This is a genomic window from Pseudomonas sp. FP603, assembly GCF_030687415.1.
In the GTDB taxonomy this organism is placed as follows: domain Bacteria; phylum Pseudomonadota; class Gammaproteobacteria; order Pseudomonadales; family Pseudomonadaceae; genus Aquipseudomonas; species Aquipseudomonas wuhanensis.
Map to the genome: position 1 here is coordinate 6369962 of NZ_CP117431.1, position 21099 is coordinate 6391060.

Sequence of the window (21099 nt, forward strand, 5' to 3'; positions counted from 1 at the left end):
TTTATTCCTACATTCATGGCTTACACCGCCTACAACTCGAGTCCACTTCCGCCCGATATTTTTCGCGAGCCAATAACTAGTCTTAGTTGGGATAGTTTCTAATAGAAACTTCAACAACTTAATCTGCTTAGTTAGCATTACTTCGAATGGATTCGAACATGTTCAAACCGACTGTCGGCCCAATTATTGGCCACACCGCAACTAACCACGCCCGCATTTTCTTGCGCGGCGAATTACAGAATGACGCCTTGGTATTTGCAGGTGTTCGTTATCGACGCACCGGTGAGGAACACTGGTCCAAAGGCACATTTACAAAACTAACCATCTTGCGCGACATGTCCGATGTAATTGCCCTCAACGATCTCGCCATCGATACCGACTATGAATATCAGGCGGGCTGGTTCAGCCCCATGAGCCCGGTGCATACCGTGGAGACGATCCAGGAACTGCCGCTGCAATGGCCGCGGGAAATCTATCGCTTTCGCACGCAGTCCAGCAAAACCACCACGCCACGGGCCTACATCGTAGGCTCATGTCGTTACCTGCGAATGACCGCCGGCATTGCCTCGGCCCCGCATTTGGGCGACCGGATCTTTGCCTCGATCACAAGCCTGGCGGAACGCGCCGAGCCGCCTGTCAGCGCCATGTTGATGACTGGCGACCAAATCTACGTCGATGACTTGAACCTCGTGGCCCCCGACCGGGAATACAAGGACATCCTCAGCAAATACCGCACGGCTTTTTCGCAACCTCATATCTCGAAGTTAATGTCCGGCGTGCCGACTTACATGATCCTCGATGACCATGAAATTGAAGACAACTGGCCAGCCAATGCAAGTAAGAGCGATGTTAACTTATACAGAAACGCCATGGCGGCGTATGAACTCTATCAAGTCAGCCACAGCCCCGTACATGAACTGCTTGCCAACGGGCAAGTCAACAGAGCGCTGCTGCCGCACTATTGGTATCAATTCAGCGAGGGCGATATTGAATGGTTTATCACCGATAGCCGAACCCGCCGCAATCTGTCGGCCAGCGACCGGCGCATCCTTGATGAAGAGCAGGAACAGGCGCTGCTCAAATGGCTGATCAACAGCAAGGCCCGAGTCAAATTCGTGGTCACCAGCGTCATGTTCTACCCTGACCGCAAGCTTCACGGTGATGACGCCTGGAAAGCCTTCCCGGAGCAACGACTACGACTGCTGGAGACGATTCGTACGCACGGCATCAAGAACGTCTTGTTCATTTCCGGCGATGTCCATGGGTCGCTGACCAGTCGCCTGACCCACAGCGAGAATCCGGACTTCGAAGTTCACACCATCGTGTCTTCACCGCTGTGCAACAGCAAACTGCTGCCGTATGCCAAGGCATCCACGTTCATTCTCGACCAAGCGTTGGCCCGAACGGCCGCGGGAGATTATCGGCATGAGCTGACCAGCGAGGTGATCAGCCAGGACAACTTCGCGCACCTGGTCGTCGATACTGAACAGGTTCGCGTCAATTATCACGATCGGGATGGCAAGCAACTGCAGTCAATAACCATAAAATTGCGTTGATCCCGGAAAAGATCGCAGCCTTGCAGGGGCTGCCGAAGGCTACGATCTTTTGACTCACAGCATTACTTTTCGCGCCTCGCTGGAGAATTCTTCACGTCTGCCGACATATTCTTATAGCACTTGGCCTTCATGTCTCTTGTCAGTCGGTGTCGCAATGATGCAACCTTGCCGCAGGCAACAGTAAAGAGGGCGTGAGCCCGGCGCGATCAGCATATTCGAAGCGAGTTTCCCTCCATATGAAGAGCCAACCCGATGCCGCCAGCCGTATGGTGGCCGAGGTAGTGACGCAGTTGCCGGTGCCCTCGCGGCTCGGCATGCTGCGTTTCGAACGGCTGAATGAACCGAGCTGGGCGCTGCTGTTTCTCGACCCCAATTGCGAACGACAATTCGGCCTGCCGGCAGTGGAGCTCTGTGCTCTGGTCGGCTCGCCCTACGCCAGCCTGATGGAGCCCGAAGCGCGCTATCAACTGCACGACACGATCCAGCAGCAACTCACCGAAAGCCCGCATTACCTGATCCGCTACACCTTGCACACCGTCGCAGGCGTTCTGAGCCTGCTGGAACTGGGCGAAGCTTACAAACAACACAATCGGCACCTGCTGCGCGGCTACCTGATGGTGGTGGACGGCCTGTTCGACGGCGAACCGTTGCTGCCGGCGCTGGATCTGGAAACCCAGAACTCACGCCTGCAAATCGCCCTGGAACTCAATCAACGTGCCCAGCAGGAACAACTGCAGCACCTGGACCGGGTGCGCGCCCAGCAAGACCTGATCCTGCTGCTGACCCGCCAGCGCTACAGCACCAACAATTCCCTGCAAGAAGCTGCCGAACTGATCACCCGCAGCGCCTGCGACATCTATGAAATCGACTGCGCCAGCCTGTGGAACCTCGACGGCTCGCGACTGACGCCGATCTCGGCCTACCATCGCGCCACCCGGGGTCGCCAACTGCCGGAGCCGATCGACGCCAGTGGTTTTCCCGATTACCTCGACGCCTTGCACACTGGCCGCGCCATCGACGCCCACAACGCCATGCGTGACCCGCGTACCCGGGAAATCGCCGAACACCTGCGCCCGCGTGACGTCAACGCCATGCTCGACGCCAGCATCCGCGTCGATGGCCAGGTGGTCGGTGTGCTCTGCCTGGAACAGATCGGTGCGACCCGCGCCTGGCAGTCGGACGAAATCGCCTTCGCCGGTGAACTGGCGGATCAGTTCGCCCAAGTCATCAATAACCACAACCGCCGCACCGCCACCAGCGCCCTGCACTTGTTCCAGCGTGCGGTGGAGCAAAGCGCCAACGCCTTTCTGCTGGTCAATTGCGATGGCGTGGTGGAATACGTCAACCCAAGCTTTACCGCGATCACCCAGTACACCACCGAAGAAGTCCACGGTCAGCGGCTGTCGGAACTGCCAGCGCTGGAAAACCTCAGCGAACTGCTGTTCGACGCGCCGTCGGCGCTGGCCAAGAGCAACAGCTGGCAGGGCGAGTTCAAGAGCCGGCGCAAAAACCTCGAACCCTACTGGGGCCAGTTGTCGATTTCCAAGGTCTATGGCGACAACCGTGAGCTGACGCACTACATCGGTATCTACGAAGACATCACCCAGACCAAACTCGCCCAGCAGCGCATCGAGCGCCTGGCCTACACCGACAACCTGACCAACCTCGGCAACCGCCCGGCGTTCATCCGCAACCTTGATGAACGCTTTGCCCGAGACAGCGACACGCCGATCAGCCTGCTGCTGGTGGACATCGACAACTTCAAACGCATCAACGACAGCCTCGGCCATCAAACCGGCGACAAGCTGCTGATCAGCCTGGCTCGGCGCTTGCGCAACAGCCTGAGCCCAAGCGGCAGCCTGGCACGTTTTGCCAGTAACGAATTCGCGGTGCTGCTGGACGACACTGACCTCTCGACGGGCCAGCAGGTTGCCAATCAATTACTGGCAACCCTCGACAAACCGATGTTCGTCGACAACCAGTTAATCAGCGTCACCGGTTCGGTGGGCCTGGCCTGCGCACCACTGCACGGCCGCGATCCACAGACGCTGATGCGCAACGCCGGCCTGGCGCTGCACAAGGCCAAGGCTAACGGCAAACACCAGGTGCAAGTGTTCACCGAAGCCCTGAATGCCGAGGCGAGCTACAAACTGTTCGTCGAAAACAACCTGCGCCGCGCCCTGACCCAGAACGAGCTGGACGTGTTCTACCAGCCCAAGCTGTGCCTGCGCAGCGGTCGCTTGCTGGGCATGGAAGCGCTGCTGCGCTGGAACCATCCGGAAAAAGGCATGATCCGCCCGGACCAGTTCATCAGCGTGGCCGAAGAAACCGGGCTGATCATCCCTATCGGCAAATGGATCGCCCGCCAGGCCTGCCGCATGAGCAAAGACCTGACCGCCGCCGGCCTGGGCAATCTGCAAGTGGCGATTAACCTGTCGCCCAAACAGTTCTCCGATCCGGACCTGGTGGCGTCCATCGCCAACATCCTCAAGGAAGAAGCGCTGCCGGCGAACCTGCTGGAACTGGAGCTGACCGAAGGCCTGCTGCTGGAAGCCACCGAAGACACGCACTTGCAGCTCGATCAGCTCAAGCGTCTGGGCCTGACCCTGGCCATGGACGACTTCGGCACCGGTTACTCGTCGCTCAGTTACTTGAAAAAATTCCCGATCGACATCATCAAGATCGATCGCAGCTTCATCCACGAAATCCCGGACAACCAGGACGACATGGAAATCACCTCCGCGGTGATCGCCATGGCTCACAACCTGAAACTCAAGGTCGTGGCTGAAGGCATCGAGACGGCCGAGCAACTGGCCTTCCTGCGCCGCCACCGTTGCGACGTCGGCCAGGGCTACCTGTTCGACCGACCGATCCCGGGCTCCGAGCTGATCGAAAAGCTCAAACGCTATCCGCGCGGCCCAATCGCCTGACAGCGACGTAACACTCGGGCAAACTGGCAGTCTGTATTTACATCTCAACCTGACTGAGAGGACTGATCATGGTTCTGCGCTCGGAAATCCTGGTGAACAAAAACGTGCTCCCGACTAAAGAACAAGCTCTGCCTGGCCGCGAAACCCCGATCAAGGTTCCGGAAAAACACTTCGTCAACGGCAACCCGCTGCTGGGTCCGTTTCCGGGCAACGTAGAATTCGCAATCTTCGGCCTGGGTTGTTTCTGGGGCGCAGAACGCAAATTCTGGCAGCGCGAAGGCGTGTTCAGCACCTCGGTCGGGTACGCCGGCGGCTTCACGCCGAACCCGACCTACGAAGAAGTCTGCTCGGGCCTGACCGGGCACACCGAAGTGGTGCTCGTGGTGTATGAGCCGGAAAAAGTCAGCTATGAACAACTGCTGAAAATGTTCTGGGAACTGCACAACCCGACCCAAGGCATGCGCCAGGGCAACGACATCGGCACCCAGTACCGCTCGGTGATCTACTGCACCAAACCGGAACAACTGGAAGCGGCGAAGAACAGCGCGAAAGTGTTCCAGGCGGAACTGACCAAGGCTGGCAAAGGCACCATCACCACCGAAATCGACGAAGCCCCGACGTTCTACTACGCCGAGGCGTATCACCAACAGTACCTGGCCAAGAACCCTGAAGGGTATTGCGGGATTGGCGGTACAGGCGTGACCTGCCCGATCTGATTTTCGGGCCCTGAAAAGCATCGCGGGCAAGCCCGCTCCCACAAGGTGATGTGTCTAACCACTATGTTGTGATCGACATAAATCCCTGTGGGAGCGGGCTTGCCCGCGATGGCGTCGGATCAGACGCCACTAATGCAATGTATCAACTCTCGGCAATCAACCAATCCATCTGCCACCCACCCTGGGTCTGCCCAAGCTTCTTGGACAACCACGGCAGCAACTCACGCAATTCCTCTTCAAGCCCCCATGGCGGATTGGCAATCGCCAACCCCGAACCATTCAGGCTATTGGGCGTATCCAACGGATGCACCAACAACTCCACCCGCAACAACTTCGGCGCACCCGTGCCAGCCAGATCCTGATAAAAACGCCGCAACATGCGCTGGTCCTTCACCGGGTACCAGATCGCCGCCACCGTCTGGCGCATGCGGCCAACCGCTTCTTTCAACGACGCCGCACAACGCTGCATCTCATCAAGCTGCTCGAACGGCGGATCAATCAACATCACCGCCCGCTTCTCCTGCACCGGCAACATCGCCCGCGGCACATGCCAGCCCTCGCCCAAGTGCACCTTCACCCGACGATCACCGGCCATATTGTCCTTGAGCAGCAAGCCATCTTCCGGGTGCTTCTCGTTCAGCAACACGCGATCCTGCGGCCGGGTCAAACGCCGCGCCAACTCCGGCGACCCCGGGTAATAGCGCAATTGGCCATCCGGGTTCATCTCGTGCAATACCTTCATGTAATCAGCAGTCAGCGCCGGCAAATCCGGCTGATCCCACAACCGCGCGATCCCTTCCAGGTACTCACCGGTACGACTGGCCTGATCGCCCTGCAGGTCATACAGACCAATACCGGCGTGAGTGTCGAGATAGGCAAACGGCTGCTCCTTGCGCGACATCAGGGCGATGAGGCGGGTCAAAGTCAGGTGTTTGAACACATCGGCGTGATTGCCGGCATGGAAGGCGTGACGATAATTCATGATTGCTCCTGCGAAGGCCGGGAAGTTTACCTTGTACGGGGCAGAACGTCAGGGGTTCGCGGCTGAGCGGGCAATCCTGGTGCCGCCACCTCTACACGGTGATCGTTCCCACGCTCCGCGTGGGAATGCCTTAAGGGACGCTCCGCGTTCCAGCCACACCGCTGGTGTCGAGTCGGGCACCGATGTGACGCAGAGCGTCACGGGCTGCATTCCCACGCAGGAGCGTGGGAACGATCATTCTGCGGCGCTACTCCGAAGGCCGAGCCCGCAAACGCCGCCCAATCACATCCAGCACATCACACCCATCGCGCAATGGAATGGCACAGAGCAAAGCAAAATCACTAAGGATGAAGGACTCGCACTCGATGGAACCGCGCATCGACATGTTTTCCAGCACCTGAGTGACGGCGCGAATTCGATAGTTGGCAGTGTCGGTCAAGATATCCAGCGGCGCGTGGGTATCGACGAATAGCGTGGGCATGTCGTTGCAGTTGCCGGTCAATGCCATGAAGCGGTTTTCGGGATGAGGGATTATTTTTTCGTAGGGTGGATCGGGATGAAGATTTTTCATTTTTTAGAGACCTTGGAGTATGTATTTGAAGCTACCAACGGCCTTTCCTACGGGCTTGGGTGGCAACCGTGCGCGGGAGTAGGAAACTGAGATACTCCAACTCAGCCACGTCGAAACGTGTCCCGCGCACAGCCGCCGCGAACGATATTACGGACACGATTTAAGTGTCGCAATCAATCAACAGTACTGACGCACGTTGGAGTAAGGGTTCCTACACCCTGCCACTGCATTTGCAGCGACAGCCAAAGACTATCCATGGATCTCACTTCGCACCAGTTCATGGAAACCGATACGTCTTGAAGGAAACTTCCGACGACCTTGCCCAGAAATTTCACAGCCATTTGTCATCAAGGATGATCAAGTCGACTAGCCAATCTGTCAGCGATATGGCGTAACCAAAACTCACCTGACTCCCATGCAATCCAATAGCAGTAATAACAGCTCAGCTCTTTCAATAAATATTCCCGCAACACAAGCTCGTCTTTCCGCTGATCAAGCAGCACATTGAGCTCTTGTCGGACCACCATTAGATCCCCAGGATCGGAGTCAGCTAAAAAAGCATCAATCACTTGCTCAGCCGTATCATGTTCGACTGTCCAATCTTGATGAAAGTACGCTCCAAAAAAATCGTGTAGCTCGGGGAACTCTCTGCTCATATCTCTGGAAATCCTGTTAGCAAAAAATAACCCTCAGGCCGCCGGGCATCCTTAATTAATACCAACAATACCTTCGATGCTGACAGATATTCGGTACGTCCGTTCGGTAAGCTGACGCCTACTGGGTAGGGAAACTCATGAGTAATTGTCGTCTTCCCTTTTGTCCCATTAAGGAATTGTTCGATCTTTGTTTTATTTGCATCTAATGCTCTCGCAGAAGCTGACTCAGCAGTAGCTCGATCAGGAAATGTTGATGCTGCAGGAATAGTTGGTTCCGCTTCTAACCTTTGAGCTAACTGCATATTTGTTCTACCTACGTGCTTCGCGATGAGATGCCCACCTTGAGCTTCATGCGCCGCCAAGCCTCCACCAGGAACAATTTCGCTATACGGCCCATCGGCATCTATATCGCCGGGGCACGGGTTGCAAGCCAACCCCAACGGATCAACCCACCCCGTCGGATTCGGCGTGTACTGGTACTGGTTCAGCCCGCCCGCCAACTTGATCGGGTCCGGCGTCAGGTATCGGCCAACGTCCGGATCATAGTACCGATGCCGGTTGTAGTGCAGGCCGCTCTCGGCGTCGAAGTATTGGCCCTGAAACCGTAACGGTTGTTCAAGTTGCTCGCCCCCGCCGAACGTCTGGTGAGTGACTTTGCCGTAGGCGTTGTACTTCGCCGACCAGACGATCTCGCCGCCAAAATCGGTCAGTTCTTGCGGTGTGCCTAGATGGTCAAGTTGGTAATAGAACGGGCAGGCCTTACGCGGGCCTTTGCCGTCGAGCATGGCCAGCGGGCGGAAGCTGCCCGGCTCGTAGACGTAGCTGCGGTAGTGCTCTTTGCTGCTTTCGGCGACGACTTGGTCGCCCTGCCAGAAGAACTCGGTGGTTTGCCCGTCGACGGTTTTGGCGATGCGGCGGCCGAAGGCGTCGTAGCGGTAGCTGGAGCAGCGGCCGTCCGGGGTGGTGACGCCGATCAGCTGGTGCTGGCAGTCGTAGCGGTATTCGGTGACGAGTTTATGTGCGGTGCCGCGGCGTTCGCGGATCAGGTTGCCAAAGGAGTCGTAGTCGTAATGGCGGTCGCCTTGCATCAACAGGCGATTGCCTTTGACGGTCATCGGGCCGGAGCGATCCTGCATCAGCAGGTTGCCGGCCGGGTCGTGGGCGAAGCTTTCCGGTGGGTCGTCGCGGGAGTGGCGGACGCGGGTCAGGCGGTTGAGCGGGTCGTACCGGTAACTGCGCTGGCCGTGGCGGCTGTCGGCGATGTGGTCGAGATTGCCGTTGAGGCTGTAGGCATAGTCGCGGCGGTACAGGCTTTTTTGCTGTTGGCTGACAGCGTGGGCCTTCAAACGGCCTTGGTCGTCGTAGGCATATTCGCTGAGCAGCAGACCTTGCTGGCGGTTTTGTTCGCGACCGAAGGCAAACTGGTGGCTGGTAAGCCGCGCGCCGTTGAGGTCGATGGCCGTCAGCGCACCGCCCTTGGCGTGGTGGTAATCGAGCTTGCTGCCGTCCGGCAGGCGCAGGCGGTTGAGCTGGCCGCAGGCGTCGTAGCCATAGCGCAGCGTGCCCCAGCCCTGGTGCTCGGTGATCAGGCGGTCCTGTTGGTCGTATTCGAATTCCAGTGGGTGGTCGTGGCCGTCGTCGACACTGGTCAGTCGGCCCAACGAGTCGTAGCGGTATTCGACCTGGATGCCGTCGGGTAGCGTCTTGGTCAGCAACCGTCCGGCCGAGTCCCGCTGATAAGCCGTGATCAGTTGGGAGCCGTCATCGCCGAACTCGGTTTTCTCCAGCAGATGGCCGTTGAGGTCGTAGGCGTAGGCGGTGCGGCGGCCGTCGAAGCCGGTTTCCTGTCGGATCAATCCGTTGGGCGTGTAGTCCAGCTGATATTTCTCGCCGGATTCGTTCTCGATTTCCGTGAGCCGCAGCTGCGCGTTGTCGTAGCGGTAGTTGAGCTGGGTGCCATCGGGATTGATCCGGCGGCTGACCAGGTGCAGGTCGTCGGCGTATTCGTAGCGGGTGATGCAGCCCAGTTCATCGCGCTCCGCGGTGATCTGGCCGTAGGCGTTGTAGCTGAACCCGCGGCTGGCGCCAGTAGGCAAAGTCGTCTGGATCAGTCGGCCGATCGCATCCCATTGGTAGCGGGTGACCGCGCCGTGTTCGTCCTGACGGGTAATCTGTCGACCCAGCGCATCGTAGGAAAAGCGCCGCTGACCACCGTCCGGCAAGGTCTCTTCGAGCAACTGCCCCAAGGCATTCCAAACGAACACATGCCGGCTGGTGTCCGGGTAGCGGATCGACAGCAAACGCCCCTGAGCGTCGTAGTGATAGTGGGTGACCTGGCCGTCCGGATCGATAGCCTCGGTGACATCCCCCTGGGCATTGCGCTGATATTTCCACACCGCTTTGCCGCGATAGCGCACATGCAGGAAACCGTTGCGATACTCGTAGGCCGTTGGTTCGTCTTCCGGCGGAATCAGTGCCACCAGCCGTCCGACTTCGTCGTAGCGGTATTCAGTAACGGCGCCGAGCGGATCCTGCTCGGCCACCAACCGGCCCTGCTCGTCATAGGCCTTGAGCTGTTCGCCACCGTCCAGCTCGACCTTACGCACCAGCCGCGCCCGGTCATCGTGGACGTAAACCTCTTCGCTGCCATCGATGTTCTGGACGGTGACGCTGCCCTGGTCATCCCAGACGTAGTGCGCGTCCATCTGCGCAAACGACGCCCAGTGCCGGATGCAGCGCGCTGCCTTGCCGGACCGTTCCCACTCCCAGAAGAAACTCGCACCACCGGCCAGTTGCCGCTGCAGAATGACGTGCCGGTCGTCGTAGTCGTAACGCTCGCTTTCACCGGCGGCGTTGCTCGCTTCGATCAGTTGAGCGCATTCGTCATAGCGGTAACTGACCAGCGTCTGCTCGGTGTGCCAGGCCTCGTCGAGGGTCTGCGCCGGGACAAACACCTGATAGTCGACGGCGATCAGATGAGTGCGGTCATAGCGCAACAGCAAGGCACGGCCGGCGCTGTTGTCGAGGCGTTGGATGCGATCCTGGCGGTCGCGGGTGATGCGCAATCGGTTGTCGTACGCGTCGCTGATCGCCGTCAGCCGACCGTTGTGAAAGTGGTAGAAACGCGTGTCGTCGCCAGCCTGGGCGAGGATCAGTTCCTCGGGGTCATCGCCGAGATAAATCGCCGCGCGCGAGAGGCTGTTGTGGATCGCCGGGCGCTCAGCGGACGGCATAGGGAACGTGGTGCGGCGGTTTTCGTGGTCGATCCAGATGACCTGGTCACCGTCGATTTCCAGCCGATGGGCGAGCGAATGACTCCAGCCAAAACCGAGGCCGACATCGATCTCGGCGGCGCTGGTGCGGTAGAGCCGGGTGAAGTCGAACGGTAGGAGGCCGTCCAGGGAACCGTCGGTGAGGGTCAGCAGTTCTTCGCCGGTAACCATCGATACCGGGCAGCCGTTTTTGCAGGTAGACGGCACGCACGTGGCGCTGTCGCCGTTGGGATTTTTCGCCTGATCCGGGGAGTCGTCGTGGTGCTCGTCTTTTTTCAGTGTGGTGTTGCGTTTGGCATCCCAGCGAAGTTGCATCCGGCCTTTTTTCAGGCCCGCTGCCACACCGCGTGCGGCGACTGCTTTGTACTGGTCGACGTACTTCATGAAGGTGCTGAGGATATTGAAAGTCGCCTCGACGAAGCGCATCGCGAGACTGGCCAGCCCCATCCCGTATTTGAGCCCGCGAGCCGTTAAATAGGCTTTGGCGGCGGGTATACCGACTCGCGTGAAAGCCAGCGCTGAAGCGATCAGAATATCGATCAGCAACGAGACAATGACTTGGCTGGCCGCCTCTGCCGAGTTGCCGGCGATCTCGCTGGGCGGCAGCATTTCCAGCCACAGACTGGCGGTGCGCAACAGCAAACAGAGCGCCGCTTCGTCACTGGCCAGCAACTGGACTTTTGCCATGACCTGCGGCGCCGACTCCGCGAGTTTGGCCAACTCATCGGCGCCGCTGCCCAAGCGTTCAACGAACTTGCGGGGATCCTGAAGAATGTCCGAGAGCAGGCTGAGACTGTCCCAAACGCCCATGACCGCCGCCCAACTTCCCGCGAGCATGCCGTTACCGACAGCCGCAAAAGTCGATTGCGACCACTGCGGTTTGAACCCTTCCCACTCACTGCGTAACCAGTCTTCCAGGTCGCTGGAGAGGCCTTTGTAGGAATCAAAAAGTTCGTTGATCTTCGAGGGCGCAACTTCACCCTGGACATGAACGCGATAAAACTTTCCCGGTGTGCCTACGAACTGCCCTTTACCGTTTTCATCGAGCAAGACCGATGTGCTTTCACCGCCATCAACGGCAATCACATCGACCGAAATATTCCCCAACGGAATGTCATAAACCGATTCGAACTTGCTCTCGATCTGCAGTATTCCGCTCGCAGGACACCGCGCTAAACCCGAGAAAAAATCATCGTCACGACTACTCACCGCTGTAGTCGTAGTGCCGAGTTTTATCACCCGCTCCATGTCCATCAGCGACGGCATGTCCGTAGCCCGGCTGACCCTGTCCGCATTCCGGCTCAAGAAGCTGCCAAGCTGTTGGCGATACAAAACCAGTGTGTCTTTGAAACCGTCGAGCTCCTGCTCGATCCGTACGATCTGATCCATCAGTCCAGCTCCGTCATCAGGTAATCCACCAACGCTGATTTCGGCGCTTGAGGTAGGTCGGGCGTCTCAAGAAAGCTCGCGACTTTGTGCCGCAATACGATTTCGGAAAACGCCTCGAAAAGGTCTGGACGGTCTTCGCTCAACCACTTCATCAAGTTGTTGATACGGGTTGTCGCGGACTCGATGGCGAGGTGTTTGAGCAGCGATTCAGAAACTTCCCACCACGGAAAATCCCTGGCGGTTTTCAATGCACTGCCACCGATATCGAGCGGTTGCCCATTGATCAAACAACGGTCGATGACAGGCATTAACTGCGTGGCGTTAACGTCGGCAGACTGAAGAATCGGCAACAAATAACGCCCATCCCAGAAACGGAAAAACACCGCGTTGCCGTTTGGCAAAAGAACTTGAGTGAGGCTGCGAAAATGCTCGACCAGCGCTTCTTGAGAAGCAGAAGAAACCGCCAACCACCCCCAATCGCGAGACTCAGTGGCGGCAACCCACTCCAAAAACTCACTGCCAGCAGCGACGATTCCGACATAGGGCATCACCGCTTCCCACTCGGCATACACAGTGCCAGCCCAAATCGGGCTCGGCGCTTGAGCTGTGATTGAGCGTTGCCAAGCTTTAAAGGGTTCAGCGGCACTGGCGCTGCTGAAAATCGCGAACAGTTGCTCCGACGGTTGCAGTGGCTGGCGCTCCAGCCAGGCGCGAGGTGACAAGGCATCAGGCGGCACAAACACCGTCCTTGCAGCGCTCGCACTCTTCGCAGAACGGCGCGTCGCTTTGCAGGCTGAGTATTTGTGCGGCACTGAGCAGCGCCGCCGGGGCGGCTGCGAGTTTCAACGGGACATCCGGCAGGCTCGGCGCAGCAGCCATGGCCGCCATCGGTGCGCCACCGACCTGAATCGGCACACTGCTGAAAATCCCGCCGGGGCCGATGTTGATCCACTGCCCGCCTGCTTGAATGGTCGCGCTGGCGCCGCCGTCGATGACCACTTGCTGGCCGGCACTGACGTGGAATTGCTGACTGGCGTTGAGGAGCTGACTGGTGACGCGAATGTGTCGGTCGCCGACCACCACCAAGTGATCGTCCTGTCGCACTTCGGTCTGGCGCTGACCGTGGGTGATGCGTTTTTCGTCAGCCTTCAGTTCATGGCGAGCGGTGCCGGCGACGACGATGCTGCGCTGGTTATCGACCTGCACCTGTTGATCGTTCAGTACATGCTGAGTCCAGTTTCGCTGGGCGCGCAGGTAGATTTCCTCGGCGCCCTTACGATCCTCGATGCGCAATTCGTTGTAACCGCCGCCACCGGGACTACTTTGGCTGCGGAAAATGCTGCGGGTCTTGTCCGCCGGCAGATCAAGCGGCACCGGGGTCGCTGCGTTGGGCAGGCAACCCATGACCAGCGGTTTATCCGCATCGGCGTCGACGAATCCCACCAGTACTTCCATGCCGACCCGCGGAATCATCACGCTGCCGTAACGGTCGTGAGCCCAGCCTGTGGCTACGCGCAGCCAGCAACTGGAGTGTTCGTTGAGCTGCCCCTCACGGTCCCAGGCGAGCTGAACCTTGACCCGACCGTACTCGTCGCAATGGATTTCGCTGTCAGTCGGGCCGGTGACCACGGCAGGCTGATAGCCAAGCATGCGCGGCTTTTCCGGCCCCAGCGGCGGGCGAAAGGAAACGTCCCACGGCGTCGCCAGAAAGGTATTGCGATAGCCCTGGAAATCATCCGGGCTGTCGGCGGTGGCCGACTCTTCAAGCACCTGCGGCTGCCGACCACGGTGTTCGATTTCGGTAATCAACCACAGGTCATTCCACGCCTGACGCGGGTGTTCGGCGAGGTGTAGGAAATGCCCACTGACCAAAGCAGATTCGTCGCCGCGACCTTCGGCCTGGCGGTAATCCGCACCGTGGCGCTCCAAGGCCCGTTGAGCCAGATGCTTGCCGTGTTCGCGATCGGTGAATTGGCCGGGAAAGTGGTAGTCCTCGAGCACCGGTCGCTGCTCACTGTCGAGGCGGCTTTCGAGTTGCAAACGCGGTTTATGGAAGTCGTAGTCGCGACGAGTGACCGCCGTGGTCCGGGTTTCCAATCGCACGTTGAAACGCTTGATCGCCGGCGCATCTGCCGCCATCCCACTGCCTGGCAGGTACAGCGTCGGCTCGGGCAAACGGGGGAAAATCGTCTGGTCATCACCGAACACCAACAGGTGCCCGTCGGGGCTGTGCTGGAAGTGGTAATGAATGCCAACTTCTGCACACAACCGCTGGATGAACGCCAGATCGCTTTCAGCGTATTGCACGCAATACTCGCGCTCGGGGTAGTCGCTGCCGAGCCGGAACTCGAAGGCATCGCGCTGGATGCCGTGATCTTTGAGAATCTGCGCGACGATCGCCGGCACGCTTTTGTGCTGGAAGATCCGCTGATTGATGCGTCGGGCGAGGTACGCCAGACGCGGCACGAGACTGATTTGATAGCCCGTCAGACGCTGGCCGGAATCGCTCTGGCCGACGCGAAAAACCTGACCGTGAATACCGGAACCTTGTGCATCGAAACTCAGAAACGCCTGACGGTGCAGCAGGCTTTCGAGGTCAATGTCGGGCCGTTCGCTGACCAGTTCCAGGTCAAAACGGTAGGGTTGGCTGATGGCTTCCTTGCCCGTGAACTCAAGTACCTTGAGCTCATTCTGGACGCCGTCGAGGGTCAACGTGAAACGCGGTTGATTGGCAGGCGCGAACATCCGATGTGTCTCTGCAGAATGAAGGCGGGCGATTCTGCATGAGCGACAAGGGGTGTTGACGGAGGGACAAGAAAATCAGATTTTCCCTACTTTTTTAGGGATTTTTCCTTCAAAAATCGGGATAGAGAACTACAGACATTCCTGTCAGAAGCACCACCGAGCAAATGTGGGAGCGCAAAAAAAAGGCCCGCCTCCAAAAGGAAGCGGGCCGTTTTCATGTTCGGCGAAAGGTCAGAGCATCAGCTCATCCCCCTCACTGGTTCAGGCGGAAATCCTTTTCGGCCGCGGCGAAGCGCGAAAGCATGCCGCTGGTCGGTGCACCCATTTTGCTGACGATGTAGATCGCCAGGCTGGCGAAGATGAAACCAGGGATGATTTCGTACAGGCCCAGCAGTTCGAAGTGTTTCCAGACGATCACAGTGATCGCGCCGACCAGGATGCCGGCCAGTGCTCCGTTGCGGGTCATGTTTTTCCAGATCACGGAGATCAGGACGACTGGACCGAACGCAGCACCGAAACCTGCCCAGGCGTAGCTGACCAGACCCAGTACACGGTTTTCCGGGTTAGCCGCCATCGCGATAGCGATCAGGGCAACCAGCAGGACCATCGCTCGGCCAACCCAGACCAGCTCAACCTGGGAAGCGCTTTTACGCAGGAAGGTTTTGTAGAAGTCTTCGGTCAGGGCGCTCGAGCACACCAGCAGTTGGCAGCTCAGCGTACTCATCACTGCCGCCAGAATGGCCGACAGCAACACACCGGCAACCCACGGGTTGAACAGGATTTTTGCCAGTTCGATGAATACACGTTCGTGGTTCTCGGATACTGGCATCGCCACGGCTGGGTGTGCCGAGAAGTAAGCGATACCGAAGAAACCTACCGCGACGGTGCCGCCCAGGCACAGGATCATCCAGGTCATGGAGATGCGACGAGCGTTGGCGATCGACTTGACCGAATCCGCGGCCATGAAACGCGCCAGGATGTGCGGCTGGCCGAAGTAGCCAAGACCCCAGCCCATCAGCGAAATCACGCCAATGAAGGTGGTGTTTTTCAGCATGTCGAAGTTGCTTGGGTCTTGCGCTTCGATGGCCAGGAACGTGGTATCGATGCCGCCAGTGGCCAGCAGCACGATGATCGGCGTCAGCAACAGGGCGAAGATCATCAGCGTGGCTTGTACGGTGTCGGTCCAGCTCACTGCCAGGAAACCGCCGACGAAGGTGTAGGCAATTGTCGCTGCGGCACCGGCCCACAGCGCGGTCTCGTAGGACATGCCGAAGGTGCTTTCGAACAGACGGGCGCCGGCCACGATGCCGGAAGCGCAGTAGATGGTGAAGAACACCAGGATCACGACCGCGGAGATGATCCGCAGCAGGCCGCTTTTATCTTCAAAACGGCTGGAGAAGTAGTCCGGCAAGGTCAGTGCATCGCCGTTGTGCTCGGTCTGCACGCGCAGACGGCCGGCGACGAACAGCCAGTTCAGGTAAGCACCGACGATCAGGCCGATGGCGATCCAGCTTTCGGAAAGACCGGACATGTAGATAGCGCCCGGCAGGCCCATCAACAACCAGCCGCTCATGTCGGATGCACCAGCGGAGAGTGCGGTCACGACGCTGCCCAGGCTACGACCGCCCAGAATGTAGTCGGAAAGGTTGTTGGTGGAGCGATAGGCCATGAAGCCGATCAGCACCATTGCTGCGATGTAGATCACGAACGTGATCAGGGTTGGATTGCTTACGCTCATTGAGTTACGCCCTGGCATTGTTTTTATGTAACGGCGGCTAGTGAACCGCTCGCAAACGACGACGTTTGACAGACGATTCCGGATCCCGCGCATTTATGACTGATGTTTCCCCAGGAAAGCCATCAGCCGGCACACCGATCTTTTTGACCGGTTGCACCTTGGCCGCGAATGCTATTCAACAAAGCAAATAAGGTGCAACCAGTTTCGTGCGAATAAGTTGCACCTAGTCGGATTTTCCTGAAAAGGGTCGGTTTTTGCTCCTTTTTAGGGCGTTTTTCGGGTTGCGCTAGAAGTAAAAACACCATGCAGGCGCGGGAAGGAGGTACCAGAATTAATTTCCTGACGAGCTGCTTATTATTCCGACAAAAAAGGGTTGCACCCGGTTGCACCTCGACCAACGCACAGCTAATCTTGCCGCCAGCTGATGCCACGCGGTCGTGGCAAACATGAGGATAAAAATATGGCTACCACCACTCTTGGGGTCAAACTTGACGACCCGACCCGCGAACGCCTCAAGGCCGCCGCGACCTCGATTGATCGCACGCCGCACTGGCTGATCAAGCAGGCAATTTTCAATTACCTGGAAAAACTCGAGGGTGGTGCAACCCTGTCCGAGCTGAACGGTTTGAACGGCAAGGAAGTTGACGAAGCGGGCGAGATCCATGTCGATCACGCGCATCAGTGTTTCCTGGAATTCGCCGAAAGCATCCTGCCGCAATCGGTGCTGCGCGCGTCTATCACTGCCGCCTACCGTCGCCCGGAACCTGAAGTGGTGCCGATGCTGATCGAGCAGGCGCGCCTGCCGGCCCCGATGGCCGAAGCCACCAACAAGCTCGCCGCTTCGATTGCCGAGAAACTGCGTAATCAGAAAAGCGCCGGCGGCCGTGCGGGGATTGTTCAGGGCCTGTTGCAGGAATTTTCCCTGTCATCCCAGGAAGGCGTGGCACTGATGTGCTTGGCCGAAGCGCTGCTGCGCATCCCGGACAAAGGCACCCGTGACGCCCTGATCCGCGACAAAATCAGCACCGGCAACTGGCAGCCGCATCTGGGCAACAGCCCGTCGCTGTTCGTCAACGCCGCCACCTGGGGCTTGCTGCTGACCGGCAAACTGGTCGCCACCCACAACGAAGCCGGCCTGACCTCGTCCCTGAGCCGCATCATTGGCAAGAGCGGCGAGCCGATGATCCGCAAGGGCGTCGACATGGCCATGCGCCTGATGGGCGAGCAGTTCGTGACCGGCGAAACCATCGCCGAAGCCCTGGCCAACGCCAGCAAGTTCGAAGCCAAGGGCTTCCGCTATTCCTACGACATGCTGGGTGAAGCCGCACTCACCGAACATGACGCCCAGAAATACCTGGCCTCGTACGAACAAGCCATCCACTCGATCGGCAAAGCGTCCCACGGTCGTGGGATTTATGAAGGCCCGGGCATTTCCATCAAGCTCTCGGCTCTGCATCCGCGTTACAGCCGTGCCCAGTACGAGCGCGTGATGGAAGAGCTGTACCCGCGCCTGCTGTCGCTGACCCTGCTGGCCAAGCAATACGACATCGGCCTGAACATCGACGCCGAAGAAGCCGACCGCCTCGAGCTGTCGCTGGATCTGCTGGAGCGTCTGTGCTTCGAGCCGCAACTGACCGGCTGGAACGGCATCGGTTTCGTGATCCAGGCGTACCAGAAGCGTTGCCCATACGTGATCGACTACGTGATCGACCTGGCTCGCCGCAGCCGTCATCGCCTGATGATTCGCCTGGTAAAAGGCGCGTACTGGGACAGCGAAATCAAGCGCGCCCAGGTTGAAGGCCTGGAAGGCTATCCGGTCTACACCCGCAAGGTGTACACCGACGTTTCCTACATCGCGTGTGCACGCAAACTGCTGTCGGTACCGGAAGTCATTTATCCGCAGTTCGCCACGCACAACGCCCATACCTTGTCGGCCATCTACCACATCGCCGGTCAGAACTATTACCCCGGTCAGTATGAGTTCCAGTGCCTGCACGGCATGGGCGAACCGCTGTACGAACAGGTTGTAGGTAAAGTTTCCGAAGGCAAGCTGAACCGTCCTTGCCGCGTGTACGCACCGGTTGGGACTCACGAAACACTGTTGGCGTACCTGGTACGTCGTCTGCTGGAAAACGGCGCGAACACCTCATTCGTCAACCGCATCGCCGACCAGTCCATTTCGATTCAGGAGCTGGTAGCCGATCCAGTGGCCAGCATCGAGCAGATGGCGACGCTGGAAGGCGGCTTCGGCCTGCCGCACCCGCGTATCCCGCTGCCGCGTGACCTGTATGGTGCCGAGCGCGCCAACTCCAGCGGCATCGACATGGCCAACGAACATCGTCTGGCTTCGCTGTCGTGTGCTTTGCTGGCCACCGCTCACAACAACTGGAAAGCGGCGCCGATGCTCGGTTGCGCATCCAGCACTGAAACCCCTGCGCCAGTCCTGAACCCGTCCGACCTGCGTGATGTGGTTGGCCATGTGCAAGAAGCCACCGTCGAAGACGTCGACAATGCGATCCAGTGCGCCCTGAAAGCTGCACCGATCTGGCAGGCCACCCCGCCGGCCGAACGCGCCGCGATCCTGGAACGTGCCGCCGATTTGATGGAAGGCGAGATTCAGCCATTGATGGGCCTGTTGGCTCGCGAAGCCGGCAAGACCTTCGCCAACGCCATCGCCGAAGTGCGTGAAGCCGTGGACTTCCTGCGTTATTACGCGGTGCAGGCTCGCAACGATTTCACCAACGATGCCCACCGCCCATTGGGCCCGGTGGTCTGCATCAGCCCGTGGAACTTCCCGCTGGCCATCTTCAGTGGTCAGGTTGCCGCTGCCCTGGCCGCCGGTAACCCGGTACTGGCCAAACCTGCGGAACAAACCCCGCTGGTGGCTGCTCAAGCCGTGCGCCTGCTGCTCGAAGCCGGGATTCCGGAAGGCGTGGTGCAACTGCTGCCGGGCCGTGGCGAAACCGTCGGTGCCCGCCTGGTAGGCGACGATCGCGTCAAAGGCGTGATGTTCACCGGCTCCACCGAAGTCGCACGCTTGCTGCAACGCAACATTGCCGGTCGCCTGGATGCCCAGGGCCGTCCGATTCCGCTGATCGCCGAAACCGGCGGCCAGAACGCGATGATCGTCGACTCTTCGGCGCTGACCGAACAAGTGGTCATTGACGTGGTGTCGTCGGCTTTCGACAGTGCCGGTCAACGTTGCTCGGCGCTGCGCGTGCTGTGCCTGCAGGAAGATTCCGCCGACCGCGTCATCGAAATGCTCAAGGGCGCCATGGCGGAATGCCGTCTCGGTAATCCGGAGCGCCTGTCCGTGGACATTGGCCCGGTGATCGATGCCGAAGCCAAGGCTGGCATCGAGAAGCACATCCAGGCCATGCGCGACAAAGGTCGCAATGTGTATCAGGTAGCAATCGCCAACAGCGAAGAAGTCAAACGCGGCACCTTCGTGATGCCGACCCTGATCGAACTGGAAAGCTTCGACGAACTGCAACGGGAGATCTTCGGCCCGGTGCTGCACGTGGTTCGCTACAAGCGCAAAGAGATCGATCAACTGATCGGCCAGATCAATGCTTCCGGCTACGGCCTGACCCTGGGCGTACACACTCGCATCGACGAGACCATCGCCAAGGTGATCGACAACGTCAACGCGGGTAACGTCTACGTCAACCGCAACATCGTCGGTGCCGTGGTCGGCGTGCAGCCATTCGGCGGTGAAGGCCTGTCGGGTACTGGCCCGAAAGCCGGTGGTCCGCTGTACCTGTACCGCTTGCTGTCGACACGTCCTACCGATGCGATAGAACAATCCTTCGCTCGCGGCGATGCTCTCGCTGCACCGGATGTCCGTCTGCGTGATGCCATGAGCAAACCGCTGACTGCGCTGAAAGCCTGGGCCGACAGCAACAAGTTCGCTGACTTGAGCACCCTGTGCGTACAGTTCGCGGCGCAATCGCAAAGCGGGATCACCCGTGTACTGGCTGGCCCGACCGGCGAGCGCAACAGCTACGCCATCCTGCCGCGTGAACACGTGCTGTGCCTGGCGGAAGTCGAAGGCGATTTGCTGACCCAACTGGCGGCGGTATTGGCCGTAGGTGGTTCGGCAGTGTGGCCGGACGCTGAACCGGGCAAGGCACTGTTCGCACGCCTGCCGAAAGAAATCCAGGCGCGGATCAAGCGGGTTGCCGACTGGACCAAGGACGAAGTGGTGATTGATGCGGTTCTGCATCATGGCCATTCCGACCAGTTGCGTGCGGTCTGCCAGCAAGTGGCCAAGCGTGCCGGTGCTATCGTCGGGGTTCATGGTTTGTCCCAAGGCGAAACCAACATTGCGCTGGAGCGCCTGGTGATCGAGCGTGCGTTGAGCGTCAACACCGCTGCGGCGGGTGGTAATGCCAGTTTGATGACGATTGGCTAAACCGCGTCAAAACCAGGCACCTGCAATGGGTGCCTGGTTTACACAATACCTGTGGGAGCGGGCTTGCCCGCGATAGCGATGTATCAGTCACTGATGATATTGACTGGTCTGACGCCATCGCGGGCAAGCC

General features: G+C 59.0%; 11 protein-coding genes. 4 read left to right on the forward strand and 7 right to left on the reverse strand.

Annotated elements, in window-relative coordinates; genetic code table 11:
- The first annotated feature begins 158 nt into the window (after nt 1–158).
- From PSH65_RS29395 to msrA, 3 genes are all read left to right on the forward strand, one after another.
- Nucleotides 159–1556: an alkaline phosphatase D family protein gene (locus PSH65_RS29395; protein WP_305423976.1), complete on the forward strand. Its 1398-nt coding sequence runs from the start codon at nt 159–161 to the stop codon at nt 1554–1556.
- A 236-nt stretch (nt 1557–1792) separates the two neighbouring features.
- Nucleotides 1793–4486, forward strand: a complete 2694-nt coding sequence (locus PSH65_RS29400) for a bifunctional diguanylate cyclase/phosphodiesterase (protein ID WP_305423977.1) — start codon at nt 1793–1795, stop codon at nt 4484–4486.
- 68 nt (nt 4487–4554) lie between these two features.
- Nucleotides 4555–5202, forward strand: a complete 648-nt coding sequence (gene msrA, locus PSH65_RS29405) for a peptide-methionine (S)-S-oxide reductase MsrA (protein WP_305423978.1) — start codon at nt 4555–4557, stop codon at nt 5200–5202.
- Nucleotides 5203–5344: 142 nt separating this feature from the next.
- Here msrA and PSH65_RS29410 read toward each other — a convergent pair whose 3' ends face one another.
- The 7 genes from PSH65_RS29410 to putP form a co-directional block, all read right to left on the reverse strand.
- Nucleotides 5345–6184: a 23S rRNA (adenine(2030)-N(6))-methyltransferase RlmJ gene (locus tag PSH65_RS29410; protein WP_305423979.1), complete on the reverse strand. Its 840-nt coding sequence runs from the start codon at nt 6182–6184 to the stop codon at nt 5345–5347.
- Between the two features lie 247 nt (nt 6185–6431).
- On the reverse strand, nt 6432–6755 hold the full coding sequence (locus tag PSH65_RS29415) for a hypothetical protein (protein WP_305423980.1): 324 nt from the start codon (nt 6753–6755) through the stop codon (nt 6432–6434).
- A gap of 347 nt (nt 6756–7102) precedes the next feature.
- Complete coding sequence (locus PSH65_RS29420) at nt 7103–7411, reverse strand: contact-dependent growth inhibition system immunity protein (RefSeq protein WP_305423981.1); 309 nt, start codon at nt 7409–7411, stop codon at nt 7103–7105.
- Nucleotides 7408–12072 (reverse strand): RHS repeat protein, encoded by a 4665-nt coding sequence (locus PSH65_RS31985; RefSeq protein WP_348529746.1) that lies wholly within the window; start codon nt 12070–12072, stop codon nt 7408–7410. Before PSH65_RS31985 ends, PSH65_RS29420 begins: the two co-directional genes overlap by 4 nt.
- Nucleotides 12072–12809, reverse strand: coding sequence for a DUF4123 domain-containing protein (locus tag PSH65_RS29445; RefSeq protein WP_305423982.1), 738 nt, complete (start codon nt 12807–12809; stop codon nt 12072–12074). Before PSH65_RS29445 ends, PSH65_RS31985 begins: the two co-directional genes overlap by 1 nt.
- Nucleotides 12799–14817, reverse strand: a complete 2019-nt coding sequence (locus tag PSH65_RS29450) for a type VI secretion system tip protein VgrG (RefSeq protein WP_305423984.1) — start codon at nt 14815–14817, stop codon at nt 12799–12801. Before PSH65_RS29450 ends, PSH65_RS29445 begins: the two co-directional genes overlap by 11 nt.
- A gap of 253 nt (nt 14818–15070) precedes the next feature.
- Complete coding sequence (gene putP, locus PSH65_RS29455; RefSeq protein WP_305423985.1) at nt 15071–16555, reverse strand: sodium/proline symporter PutP; 1485 nt, start codon at nt 16553–16555, stop codon at nt 15071–15073.
- Between the two features lie 460 nt (nt 16556–17015).
- Here putP and putA point away from each other — a divergent pair, with 460 nt between their 5' ends.
- A complete protein-coding gene (gene putA, locus PSH65_RS29460) occupies nt 17016–20969 on the forward strand; it encodes a trifunctional transcriptional regulator/proline dehydrogenase/L-glutamate gamma-semialdehyde dehydrogenase (protein WP_305423986.1) in 3954 nt (1317 codons plus the stop codon).
- Nucleotides 20970–21099 lie beyond the last annotated feature (130 nt).

Coding starts and splice junctions, on each gene's coding strand:
- PSH65_RS29395 (WP_305423976.1), top strand. CDS start 159: ATGTTCAAACCGACTGTCGGCCCAATTATTGGCCACACCGCAACTAAC.
- PSH65_RS29400 (WP_305423977.1), top strand. CDS start 1,793: ATGAAGAGCCAACCCGATGCCGCCAGCCGTATGGTGGCCGAGGTAGTG.
- msrA (WP_305423978.1), top strand. CDS start 4,555: ATGGTTCTGCGCTCGGAAATCCTGGTGAACAAAAACGTGCTCCCGACT.
- PSH65_RS29410 (WP_305423979.1), bottom strand. CDS start 6,184: ATGAATTATCGTCACGCCTTCCATGCCGGCAATCACGCCGATGTGTTC.
- PSH65_RS29415 (WP_305423980.1), bottom strand. CDS start 6,755: ATGAAAAATCTTCATCCCGATCCACCCTACGAAAAAATAATCCCTCAT.
- PSH65_RS29420 (WP_305423981.1), bottom strand. CDS start 7,411: ATGAGCAGAGAGTTCCCCGAGCTACACGATTTTTTTGGAGCGTACTTT.
- PSH65_RS31985 (WP_348529746.1), bottom strand. CDS start 12,072: ATGGATCAGATCGTACGGATCGAGCAGGAGCTCGACGGTTTCAAAGAC.
- PSH65_RS29450 (WP_305423984.1), bottom strand. CDS start 14,817: ATGTTCGCGCCTGCCAATCAACCGCGTTTCACGTTGACCCTCGACGGC.
- putP (WP_305423985.1), bottom strand. CDS start 16,555: ATGAGCGTAAGCAATCCAACCCTGATCACGTTCGTGATCTACATCGCA.
- putA (WP_305423986.1), top strand. CDS start 17,016: ATGGCTACCACCACTCTTGGGGTCAAACTTGACGACCCGACCCGCGAA.